Source organism: Sebaldella sp. S0638 (assembly GCF_024158605.1).
In the GTDB taxonomy this organism is placed as follows: Bacteria; Fusobacteriota; Fusobacteriia; order Fusobacteriales; family Leptotrichiaceae; genus Sebaldella.
In genome coordinates this window covers 17,746-28,721 of record NZ_JAMZGM010000054.1, presented here as the reverse complement: position 1 = coordinate 28,721, position 10,976 = coordinate 17,746, and the positions used below count along the sequence as shown (strand labels likewise).

The following is a 10,976-nucleotide window of genomic DNA, read 5'->3' as shown; positions in this document are numbered from 1 at the left end:
CTATATGAATCATTTTCATTTTTTATTTCTGTATTTGTTTGGCATTCTTTGCTTCTATGATGTAGCCAGTACCTTATGGTACCTTTTCCCAGTTTATATTCTTCTGTTAAACTCTTTATTGTTCTGCCTTCTTCTAAGTGCAGTCTTATGATATGGATTTTTAATTCCTGATCATATTTTATTTTTTTAGACATTTTCAAACAGCTCCTTTAATAATTTGATTTTATCAAACTATCACTTACTGTTTCAACTTTAGTATAGCAGAACAAATGGCTACCTAAATAAAGTAAAACAAAAGGAATTACAACAACAAAGAGTACAGTTAATAAGGATAATAAGGCAGAATTTATAATCAAGAAAAATAAAAATTCGATAATATCTTTATTACTATTCATATTTAATATATCAATAGTTGCATATATAAAGAAAAAAAATAAGTAAGAACTTGCAAATAAAATGCCTCTTAAACCATCTTTATTTTCTTTATAATTTATTTTCTGAATTAAATCTTTATTTCTTTTATCTATTATTTTAAAATCATTCATAGAAACACTCCTTTCAATTTTTTTATCTTTTAAAATAAACCCGAAACTATTTTTTTCTTTTATTTATAATATCATACATATAATCTATAATTCCTTTTTCAATATTAAAATCACAACTTTTTTTTAAATCAATATATTCATTCTCTTTAAGAAATAAATTTCCTTCAATACACTGATATCCTTTTTTTTCCCATATCAAATTTTGTTGATATTCTGTTTTAGTTTTCAACGTAATAAAAATATTAGGAATATAATATCCAATCCAAAGTGTAAAAATTAATAATATTGGTAACAATAAAAATCTAATTACATTATTTTTTATCTCTAAAATTTCATAAAAAATATTATATATACCGCAAACAATAAGACCTGAAATGCAGAAAGCAAATAAATAATTTAAAAAATAAATCAAAAACATTAAATATTCTCTCCTTTCATTTTATCAAAAATCACATTCTTTATTTAAAGGAACTACATTTTTTGTTTCAGTTTCATAAAAGAGTTGTTTTTCAATACATTTATACCCTTTAGCTCGCCATTCTTCATTAATCTTCTTTCTTTCTAGTTTTTCTATTAAATAGTCATTTTTTATTTCTTTGTTTATTTTTTGAGAATACTGAATAATAAAGCTTAATACAACTAATATTGTTATAATTGTAAAAATAATATTATTTATATGTATATTTAAAACAAGTCTTTTTTTATTAATTTTTTTAAAAATATAACAAACAAATATAATCGAAATAATTATTAAATTGAAAGTTATATTAAAATTGAAATTAAGCATTTGGTTTGCAATGAATTCTAAGAAAAAAATGAATATTATTATAGACATCATAATTTGTACTCTCTCTTTTGAGCATGAATATTTATAAATCATTTGTGCTTCTTTGTCTTTCTTCACATCTACTACCATTTGAAACCAACTCTGTTTTTTCATTTTTACCTCATTTCCATTCCTTAAAATTCTCTAATTTAGTCACACATTTTCTCTAATGTGCAAAAATTATTTATTTCAATTCTTCCAAGCTATTCAAATTACTTGATAAATAATTTTCGAAAATTTTAGCACGTCTTCTTTCTAAATTTTTTAGTGTCAATTCTAAACTACTTTTTACGCTTCCATCTGAACTATTAATTTCATTCTTCAATCTTTTGGCTTCCTCATCAAATAGTTTTTTTGCTTTTTCATATTCCTCATCTATATTTCTATTTTCTTCTAAAAAATCTTTATGTCTTTTTCGTGCTTCCCGTTCCACCCTCTCCATATTTAGAAATATTTCTTTTCTTTTTTTGAACATCACATACAGATAAATACAGAAAATAACTTGTAATGTTCCTATTGATATTATAAATAGAATTTGCATAAATTATTCCTTTCTTTCAAATGTCTTCTTCGTTTTTTCCCATATATCTTTTATAAGCTACATAAATAAGTGCTAAAATACATATTAATGAAGTTATTTTACTAATTATGCTAAAATCTAAAAATAATGTAATTATTAACATTGAACTTAATAGAATCCATTGTATAAAAAAAATTAAATGTTCCAGTTTTACTAAAGTTTTGTTTTTATTTTCTATATCCTTAATCATGTCATCAATTATTAATAAAACTGCTGTTAATACAGGAGCTATCCAAAATATTTTATGGTATTTATCTAATTCACTATCATAAAATATAATCACTATTATAAATATAATTAACATGATGAGGTTAAGAAGTCTTAATACTTTGTATTTAATATCTTTTTTTTCCATAACCTCTCTCCATTCTTTTTTTATTTTTCATCTGTTTTTTTATTTTCATTTCCAGTAGATTCTAAAAAGAAAGCAATAATAAAGAATATTACAGGAATAATAAATCCACTTACAACTGTTAATATCGGATTATCCATTATTCTAATGATGAATGATTGCTTTATTAGAATAGATATAATAAATGCTATTCCTGCAACTCCTATAATTATCCCTAGAAATTTTTGAAAAATTTGATGATTTTCTTTGCCTAAAACTTTTCTTTCTAATTCTATTTCATATTTATCATATTTTTTCTCTTTTTTTCTTTCTTTGTAATATTCTTCTAAATCATCTTTTTTTCTAAACATTTTAATTTCTCTCCTTTATAAAATAATTAGATTACAACCTAAATTTTGTGATAAAAAATATTATTTTGGAATAATTCTAAGTGTCGCAAGTTGCGACACCTAATTTACAACTTTTTTTCAAGAGTAGTTTTTTCTATTTCAAGCTTTGTTATTCTTTCTGTTAACTTCACTATTTCTTTATCAATTTTTTTTATTCTTTTTTCTATTTCTTCTGAACTTTCAATTACTGTTATATTACTTTCTTCTTTTGTCTCCTTATACTCTTTCAATTTTTCCTCAATATTTTCCGATTCTAATATTTCAACAATTTCAACTATCTTTTCATGCTCATTGTCTTTCTTTAATTCCTGTACTTCCTTTTTTAAGTTTTTTACAGTATTATGTGGTAATTCAAAAACTTTAGCTTGCTTTGTTTCTAAAAAAAGATTCCATTTATCTATAAATCTATAGGCAGTATCTTTTGATATATTTACATATTCTAAATATGCTCTGAATCCACCTTTTTTATTATTAACTAAAAGCTGTTGAATTTCATATAAACTTTTTGATAACTCTCTAGTATTTCTGTCTAACTGTGTTAAATTATTTCTTATTGAATCCTCTTTTTTTATTATTTTCTCTGCAATATTTTCTTCTATATCATAATCTCGAAAATTAAAGTAAGTTTGTTCTTTTACTTCTTCGATTGGTATTACTTTCTCTTTTTTTTCTTTTCGCATATCAAATACACTCATTTTAAACCTCTCTTTCTAATTCTTCTTCCAAAAATTCATCTGCTAAATTTCTATAATCAATTGAAGCATTTGATGAATTTTTAAAATTTATTATGTCTAATCCATTATTCATAGCATTTACTATATTTTGGTCATCTCTAATATTTGATTCTGTATAATTATATTGTGGTTTATCAAAGAAATAATTCTCAAAATCTTCTTTCGCTTCCTTATATGCCTTTGTCCTTTCTTTTACACATACTAGAAAAATTTTTCTAATCTCTAATTTTTTATTTTTCTTTTTAGCTATATCGTATGTATCTAACAAATCAATAACACCTTTTAAATCAACATTAGAAGCTCTGGAAGGTGTAAAAATATAATCTGTACAATTCAATATTGCTGAATTAAAATCATTTACAGTCCCCTCTGTATCAAAAATTACATAATCGTAATCTTCAAATAAATACAATAAATTTTCTATACAACTATATATTGCTTGATTATCTTTTTTTTCTAAAATAAAATAATTATTTAAATTTATTAATTCTTCTGATGATATTATTATGTCCAACCCATTTTTGGGGGTTATATAATTTTCAAAATCAGTCACTATAACATCATTATACTGTTTCATAATAAGCTTTATTAAATTATTTTCATTGTTTATTTTTAAATGAACTTGTATTGAACTTCTAGGGTCACTATCTATTAATAAAACTTTTTTTCCTCTTTTTACTAAAGCATATGCAAAAGTAATTGCCGAAACTGTCTTAGCAGCTCCCCCTTTTGGATTAACAAAACTCAAAATTTTCATAAGATCACTCCTTGTTATTATCTTTTTTTATTTTTATTTCTTTCAATATAGGATTATATATAATTTCAATATTTCTGTCTTCAGCATTTATTTCCATATCCTCAATTAAATCTAATGGAAATGATAAAGAATACTGACCTCCACGTTTTGAATTAGGTTGCCTATATTGCAATTTTCTTTTTTTTACGATTATCTTTTTTTCCATTTTTCCTCCTATGTATAAGTAAGGAAAATAATATTTGATTTTATTCTCCTTAAAGCGTATAATAAACTCATCTATTAGTATTTATACACTTTAAGAAAGTATTATTAAATTAGTACTTTCTTTTTATTTATCACCTCTATTATATTTAATCTAAAAATATTATATCATAGTACGTGTACAAAATCAAGATTTTTTGATTAAAAAATCAATTTTTTTGTTTTTTGGGGATCGGGGTTATTAGAACAACGAAACGGAATTATAGAAATAAAGGAGTATATCCATAAATTAAAGTAATAGTTTTTTTACTATGAAACGCACATATATTCAAAGACAGTATTTAAACTCCTCTAAATGTATGTTTTATTGATAAAAAATTACAATTTGGGAAAAAGGACATAAATTATGGAACTATCCCAAGAGGATTTTGATCCATTTTCTTGAAAAAAACACAGCAACTCCTGTAATCATTGAAAAAATTAGCTTTAAGCTTTAACGTTCAAAATATCTGGACGTTCCAAAGATAATTATTCATTTAATTAATTATAGGTGTTTAAATATACCACTACTTTTTCTCATTTTTACATAAATATCAAAATAAGCTTATATCTTCGATTTTAGATGTTTTTAAAATTAAATCATGTTTTTGTTGCTCACATACAGAAAAGTTTCTTAAAATCGAAATATGAAGGTCGTATTCAGTGGAAATTTCTATTTAAATAAAAAAAATACACAAAAGCTTAAATTCTTGTGTATTTCTTTAAAACATTAGCATAACTAAAATTTCAATAAAAATCTTCCTCATAATTTGAATATTGTTCTGGAGATTTACCACGACTTCCTAAAATTGATATCTCTTGCCCTCCGCAGATAACTTCTTTTACAAAAGTTACATCAAAAACCCATTCATCTCCAAAATCAAAGAGATACAGAAAGCTATCTCCCTTTTTAAAAGCAAACGAAGATAATTTTATACTATCAGCACTTGGAGAACTTTCTGAAAAAGGTGACCAAAATACTTTTTCTAACGACCATAAGACATTATCCATAAAAAAAGCATATAAATGGTCATCTTCAAAATTATAAGACTTGATGATAGCTAAATGTAAAGCATCAAGAGAAAATTCTGACGGGATTTGAATTTTTCGCCAGACACCCTCGACAAAACTAACTTTAAACACATAAGATTTATCAGAATGAATATTATTCATAGAAACCTCCTCATAAGAAATATGAAAATCTGCTATTAATTTATTGTACAAGACACCTTTTCAACAGTGTTTTTTTGTTTTTTTTCTTCTGCACAGCCTATAATCACTGGGTTTATTGTTTTATTTTTTGCTTTCCTCATATTGTTTTTTTACTTTTGCAATTGTTTTTTGTGATATAGATAAAATTGTCTCTATCTCTCTATATTTAAGCTTTTTTTCTAATAAGAACAATATTTTTTCTTCTATTCCAATTATATTATCTAAATAATCATCAACAGTTCTTAATGAAATTTTCAAGTTTCCTGCTATTTTCTTTCTAGTAAGGTTTTGAATATAATAACTATCCAAAATAAGGTAAATATTATCTTCTTTACTCTGTTGCCTTTTGGTTAGCCCATTCTCATTTCTTATAGCCTGTTTCTTTTTTGCTACATATCTTGATACTTTTATCTCTCTTTCTATCAATGTTTTCATTATCTGCTGTTCTTGTGTTGATATCTCTAACTGCTCTATTATTGTCTGATTCCTTATCTTCTTAAATTTTGACTTCTCTAAACTTTTTATTACCCCTATTACTTCTCTTTTATGCAATGGTTTTCTGAATAAGCCATTTATTTCGATTAAACTTTCATTAAGGTTTGACTTGGTTTTGGTATAATCTATATTTTCTAATCCGTAATTATATAATAGTTGATTGCGGTAACCCTCATTTATTCTTGCTTTATTCCTTATATTTATTAAACTTTTATAATCTTCCATTCTTGAAAATGCAAGTGTTAATTCGTTAAATTTTAATTTTCTTCTTTCGTGAGTTACACTTTTTTCTCTGTACTCACGTTTTTCAAGATAAACATTTGCCAGTTCTATTATTTTATATCTGATATCTTCCTGATGTAAAACACCTCTTTCTACTAGATCAAGCATAGGCTTTATTATCTTTCTTTGGGTGTTAGACTTAATATTAAATGTGTCAGGTACCCCTAACACCCTTGACGGTTCAGAAGCTTTAAAATCAGCTCCTAAATAGGCTAGTTTTTGAGCGAATCTATTTAATAATGCTTGATATGTTGGTACAAAAGATATATTATTTTTGGTACTTGCAAAGCAATTATCTAAATGCCAGTACACGTGTAATCCTCTACCTGAATTTATTACAAGACTAGGCTCTGGTATAACTCCATTATCCCATAATTTCCATAATTCTTTATATGCATGCTTTATTGATATGTCGTGATTTACACAATCTATATCACAGAATAATGAATTTAAATTATACAGGTTTTCAAAATTCCGCTTAGGTTGATAGAATGTATTTACACTACTATATATATTTAGGCTTTCATTATTTTCAAATAAAGTCATCTGTGTACTAAACTCTTTTATCCTGTATATGTATTCTGTCCATGTCTTTTCATCTGCAAAGGCTATTGAAACAAAACCTTTTGACGTTTTATAAAGAGTTTCTTTGAAGTAATCTATATGTCTCATTTTTCCTCCTGCCTGTTTCTTTATTTAGGAAAATAAAAAAATCCAATTATTGACAACTGGATACCTCGAAGAAAAATGAATAAATAATATATATTTTTAAAGCCTTTTTTTGGGCTTGACTATAATTCATTTTTGATATATAATAATTTCATACAAATAAATATATGAAATATTTATAATAAAAAATTGCGTGACAACAATTTTTAATTTCAAGATATCTTAGTTACCGCTAAGATATTTTTTTATTTGTCCTTATTTTATCACATCATGATATATTTAACAATAAAAAATATCTACACTTCCAGTTAATCAACATGTTTTTTTATTTCCATAGTCTTTTATTACATTTTTTCTCTTGACAATCCTGACAAAATTTGTCATTTTCTTTGAATGAGGGGTTTGAGGGAAGCCTAGTTATCCTCCTGCGTTTTAACAGAAGAATATTTTGACGTTTTCCCATCATTTCGGGGAATCGGTCGCAAGTCTTAAACTTTTTTCTGCTTCTTTGCCCACAGAATCGCTTTTCAGCTTCGTTTAAGTCCTCCCCCACAGTTAAATTATCTCTCTAACCGCAGGCAACAAAGAACCTTAAACCCTATTTCTAGGATTTAATAACCACTTAATTTTTTTACGTTGCTAGCCACAACCCCCTCTGATTACATTATTTATCTGCCACTTACGGTAGGATTCCGCCGACTTATTTATTTTTTCAACCGCCTGTATGTCTGCTAGTTTCGGCAAGGCTCGTTGTCTCTGATATGAAGATATTTAATTGTAGTAAATGCGTTTACTGTTATTACTTTTCTATCTTTCATAGTTACTTTTGCATTTTTTCTATTACTTCAAAGCTATTCTTATACTCCCGTTTACTTCCAAACCTTTCAAGGTAAATATTTATCTTATTTTCATCAATTTTTTTAGCCGTATACAGCACATAGATCACTTCTTTGTAAATTTCTACATATATTTCCACTATCATTAAACTATCAAAAGATTGGATATGATCTTCTATATCTATTTCAACTATCTTTTTTATAGTCTTGTGAATGGCTTTGTAAATGTTGATTTTTCTTTCTTTGAAATTTTCAAATTCATTTGCAAATTGTGATGACTTTGTAAATTTTATATCCATATTTGCTCCTTTGTAACGTCCATTTAGAGTACACTCTATTGAGACAAAACGAAATTTCCATAAATATTGACTTCCAACAATCCCGTATGAGTTGTCTCAATAGATTTCTCTAAAAACTTGATTTTTTATTTTGTTGTGGTATAATATATTTGAAAACAAATTGTAGTATAAAAAAACTGTGAAAAGAGCTAGGTATTTACCTAGTTTTTTTATTTTATATTTGTTATAATAAATAGCGGTTTCACAGACCGTAATACTACAATTTGGAGGAATGAAATGCTACGATTTACTTTGATAATCATTCTTTTTTTGATTATCACAAGATTGGTACATTAAGATCATTCCTCGCCCTCTTTAGGGCATTTTTTATTTAAATCATAAAGAATTTTTGCAAAAAATTGTTTGTGATTAGCCGTACGGGTTTAGTACGGAACAGTTTTATTTCTTCACTGATTCTTTTATAGTTCCATTATCTTGTGGGTAATAAGTCCTTTTACATTTGGGATATTTTGAACAACCATACCATATTTTACCTGTTGTACCGTTTACTCTTTCTATTAAGTCAGCACCACAACCACATTTATGACCTGATTTCTTATTTTCCTTTTTTACTAATTCAGGTGTTCCGTCTTTATCCTTGTAAGTTTCTTTACAACTCCCACATCGCCAATAATCGCCGTGTATTCCTGTGTTTTTATATAAAATACCGCCGTCTTTAGGACATTTTAATTCTGATTTTTCCGCAGGCTTTCTTTCTGTAAAATCTGGTTTTCCGCCTTTATCAGGATAATTTTTATTACAATCTATGCAAGACCAATAAGCACCATATTTTCTATGAATCTTCGGTATTACATATCCTGTTTCACAGTTTGGACATTTTTCATTGCCAGACTTTAAAATATTTTTTCTACTCGCTGTTAATACTGCTTTTACTGTTTCCAGTACACTTAATATTAGGTCATCTGCTGTTTTTGTATTCTCAATTATTTCTTCCTGTATCGTCCACCATAATGCTGTCATATCTGCTGTTTGTAGTACACTAGGTAGACTATTATAAAATTCTTTTCCTTTTTTGGTAGCCTTTATGGTCTTTCCTACCCTTGTTATATATCCTATTTCAAACAGTTTTTCTATTATGCTTGCTCTTGTGGCAGGTGTTCCTATGCTTCCATTTTCTCCTTTTTTCCCCTCATCTTTTCTTAGCAGGATTTCTTTTATTTCAGGGTCTACTATATATTTTGACACTCTTGTCATATCCATTAACAATGTACTTTCTGTATATGCCTTTAATGGCTTTGTTTCTTTATCTACTATATTTGTCATAAAATTTATAAATTCATAGTTCCCGTCTTCAAAATCTGATATTCCTGAATTTCCCTCTTGCTCTTTTTCTTCTTCCTCATCAGGTGTATTATTTAAATACTTTTTATACCCTAAATCTATTATTTTTCTGCCCGTTGCTTTGAATTCATATTCTTTTACTTTGAATTCTCCTGTTTTTTCCTTAATTACCTGTGGCGGTAGAAATTGAATAATATAAAAATCTGCTATTGCTTCGTAAACATTTAATTCTTCCTTACTAAACTTTGATATATCTATTTCTGCCTTTGTTGGGATTATTGCATGGTGGGCTGTTACTTTGGAATTATCAAAACATTTTGATTTCTTGGTTGTATCTATTCTATCTACAGTTATATTTAAATTTTTGAATATTACCTGTAATTTTTCAGGTGCTTCTAAAAAATGGTCTTCATTCAAATACTGACTGTCTGATCGGTTATAAGTTATTGCTTTGTGTTTTTCCCTCAATGATTGCGTTATATCCTGTGTCTGCTGTGCTGAATATCCATATTTTTGACTGCAATATGCCTGTAATTTTGCTAGGTTAAAAGGCAAAGGAGCATTTTCATTTTTTATTTTAGATGATACTTTTACATCATAAAGTGTAGTATCTTTTATTTCATTTTTGATATTCTCTAAAAAGGTAATATCTGTTATGAGTTTATCTTCATTTACTGGTGTATCTTTTGTTTTTTGATACGTAAATACTATATTATTGGTTTTATCTCTGTTATTAGCTGTAATTGATAATTCGTAATATTTTTCCTTTACATGGTTTTCAATTGCATAATCTCTGTTTACTACAAGTCCCACAGTCGGGGTTTGAACTCGACCTACGGATAATAATTCTCCATTACTATTTAGGCAAGTATAAAGTCTTGTTGCATTTATTCCTAATAACATATCTGCTACACTTCTTGCATAGGCACTTTCTCCCAGTGAAATATATTTCTGATTATCTTCTAATTTAGTAAATGCTTTTTTTATATATTCTGTATTATTATCATTTATTAAAATACGCTTCACAGGCTTTTTATTGTTATAAAACTGTAGTATTTCATCTATTAAATACTGACCTTCCGAATCCGGGTCGCCAGCGTGTATAACTTCATCACATCTATTTAACAAACCCTCTATAATCTTTAATTGTTCAGCTTTACCTTTGTCTTTTTCCTCACTGGATATTTTGTGTTCCCAATTTTCAAAATATAGCGGTAATGGTTCAATAGACCATTTTTTATACTTGATGTCATAGTCTTCGGGGTCTTTTAACTGTAACATATGACCGAAAGCCCATGTTACTATATAGTCTCCCTTTTCTGTGTAGCCGTTTTTACTTACTTCATTGCCCTCAATTGCTGTTAAAATTGCCCTTGCTAAATCAGGTTTTTCTGCTATTATTAGTTTCATTTTTTCTCC

14 protein-coding genes are annotated in these 10,976 nt (G+C 26.7%); all 14 read right to left on the bottom strand.

Features of this window, described 5'->3' with window-relative positions; translation table 11 throughout:
* A partial coding sequence (locus NK213_RS13910; protein ID WP_253350170.1) for a transposase occupies positions 1 to 194 on the bottom strand: 194 nt, incomplete at its 3' end.
* 15 nt (positions 195 to 209) lie between these two features.
* Entirely contained in the window at positions 210 to 545 is a 336-nt protein-coding gene (locus NK213_RS13905) for a hypothetical protein (RefSeq protein WP_253350162.1), read from the bottom strand.
* A gap of 46 nt (positions 546 to 591) precedes the next feature.
* Positions 592 to 963, bottom strand: a complete 372-nt coding sequence (locus NK213_RS13900; protein ID WP_253350148.1) for a hypothetical protein — start codon at positions 961 to 963, stop codon at positions 592 to 594.
* Between the two features lie 24 nt (positions 964 to 987).
* Positions 988 to 1,485 carry a hypothetical protein gene (locus NK213_RS13895; RefSeq protein ID WP_253350146.1) on the bottom strand — a complete coding sequence of 166 codons (498 nt, stop codon included), beginning with the start codon at positions 1,483 to 1,485 and terminating at the stop codon, positions 988 to 990.
* Between the two features lie 70 nt (positions 1,486 to 1,555).
* Complete coding sequence (locus NK213_RS13890) at positions 1,556 to 1,912, bottom strand: hypothetical protein (RefSeq protein WP_253350144.1); 357 nt, start codon at positions 1,910 to 1,912, stop codon at positions 1,556 to 1,558.
* A 16-nt stretch (positions 1,913 to 1,928) separates the two neighbouring features.
* On the bottom strand, positions 1,929 to 2,306 hold the full coding sequence (locus NK213_RS13885; protein WP_253350142.1) for a hypothetical protein: 378 nt from the start codon (positions 2,304 to 2,306) through the stop codon (positions 1,929 to 1,931).
* A 20-nt stretch (positions 2,307 to 2,326) separates the two neighbouring features.
* Positions 2,327 to 2,653 carry a hypothetical protein gene (locus NK213_RS13880; protein WP_253350140.1) on the bottom strand — a complete coding sequence of 109 codons (327 nt, stop codon included), beginning with the start codon at positions 2,651 to 2,653 and terminating at the stop codon, positions 2,327 to 2,329.
* 104 nt (positions 2,654 to 2,757) lie between these two features.
* Entirely contained in the window at positions 2,758 to 3,387 is a 630-nt protein-coding gene (locus NK213_RS13875; protein WP_253350138.1) for a hypothetical protein, read from the bottom strand.
* A gap of 1 nt (position 3,388) precedes the next feature.
* Positions 3,389 to 4,183: a ParA family protein gene (locus NK213_RS13870; protein WP_253350136.1), complete on the bottom strand. Its 795-nt coding sequence runs from the start codon at positions 4,181 to 4,183 to the stop codon at positions 3,389 to 3,391.
* A 4-nt stretch (positions 4,184 to 4,187) separates the two neighbouring features.
* A complete protein-coding gene (locus NK213_RS13865) occupies positions 4,188 to 4,388 on the bottom strand; it encodes a hypothetical protein (protein WP_253350134.1) in 201 nt (66 codons plus the stop codon).
* A gap of 782 nt (positions 4,389 to 5,170) precedes the next feature.
* Entirely contained in the window at positions 5,171 to 5,596 is a 426-nt protein-coding gene (locus NK213_RS13860) for a plasmid pRiA4b ORF-3 family protein (protein ID WP_253350132.1), read from the bottom strand.
* A 120-nt stretch (positions 5,597 to 5,716) separates the two neighbouring features.
* Positions 5,717 to 7,084: a hypothetical protein gene (locus tag NK213_RS13855; protein ID WP_253350130.1), complete on the bottom strand. Its 1,368-nt coding sequence runs from the start codon at positions 7,082 to 7,084 to the stop codon at positions 5,717 to 5,719.
* A gap of 817 nt (positions 7,085 to 7,901) precedes the next feature.
* The gene (locus NK213_RS13850; RefSeq protein ID WP_253350128.1) at positions 7,902 to 8,216 is read right to left on the bottom strand and encodes a hypothetical protein; all 315 of its coding nucleotides are present in this window, start codon (positions 8,214 to 8,216) and stop codon (positions 7,902 to 7,904) included.
* A gap of 438 nt (positions 8,217 to 8,654) precedes the next feature.
* Positions 8,655 to 10,967, bottom strand: a complete 2,313-nt coding sequence (locus NK213_RS13845; RefSeq protein WP_253350126.1) for a DNA topoisomerase — start codon at positions 10,965 to 10,967, stop codon at positions 8,655 to 8,657.
* Positions 10,968 to 10,976 lie beyond the last annotated feature (9 nt).

What these genes read in the sequence shown, in the direction of transcription:
- NK213_RS13905 (WP_253350162.1), bottom strand. Translation starts at nt 545, where the DNA reads ATGAATGATTTTAAAATAATAGATAAAAGAAATAAAGATTTAATTCAG.
- NK213_RS13870 (WP_253350136.1), bottom strand. Translation starts at nt 4,183, where the DNA reads ATGAAAATTTTGAGTTTTGTTAATCCAAAAGGGGGAGCTGCTAAGACA.
- NK213_RS13845 (WP_253350126.1), bottom strand. Translation starts at nt 10,967, where the DNA reads ATGAAACTAATAATAGCAGAAAAACCTGATTTAGCAAGGGCAATTTTA.
- NK213_RS13900 (WP_253350148.1), bottom strand. Translation starts at nt 963, where the DNA reads ATGTTTTTGATTTATTTTTTAAATTATTTATTTGCTTTCTGCATTTCA.
- NK213_RS13885 (WP_253350142.1), bottom strand. Translation starts at nt 2,306, where the DNA reads ATGGAAAAAAAAGATATTAAATACAAAGTATTAAGACTTCTTAACCTC.
- NK213_RS13850 (WP_253350128.1), bottom strand. Translation starts at nt 8,216, where the DNA reads ATGGATATAAAATTTACAAAGTCATCACAATTTGCAAATGAATTTGAA.
- NK213_RS13890 (WP_253350144.1), bottom strand. Translation starts at nt 1,912, where the DNA reads ATGCAAATTCTATTTATAATATCAATAGGAACATTACAAGTTATTTTC.
- NK213_RS13880 (WP_253350140.1), bottom strand. Translation starts at nt 2,653, where the DNA reads ATGTTTAGAAAAAAAGATGATTTAGAAGAATATTACAAAGAAAGAAAA.
- NK213_RS13895 (WP_253350146.1), bottom strand. Translation starts at nt 1,485, where the DNA reads ATGAAAAAACAGAGTTGGTTTCAAATGGTAGTAGATGTGAAGAAAGAC.
- NK213_RS13860 (WP_253350132.1), bottom strand. Translation starts at nt 5,596, where the DNA reads ATGAATAATATTCATTCTGATAAATCTTATGTGTTTAAAGTTAGTTTT.
- NK213_RS13865 (WP_253350134.1), bottom strand. Translation starts at nt 4,388, where the DNA reads ATGGAAAAAAAGATAATCGTAAAAAAAAGAAAATTGCAATATAGGCAA.
- NK213_RS13875 (WP_253350138.1), bottom strand. Translation starts at nt 3,387, where the DNA reads ATGAGTGTATTTGATATGCGAAAAGAAAAAAAAGAGAAAGTAATACCA.
- NK213_RS13855 (WP_253350130.1), bottom strand. Translation starts at nt 7,084, where the DNA reads ATGAGACATATAGATTACTTCAAAGAAACTCTTTATAAAACGTCAAAA.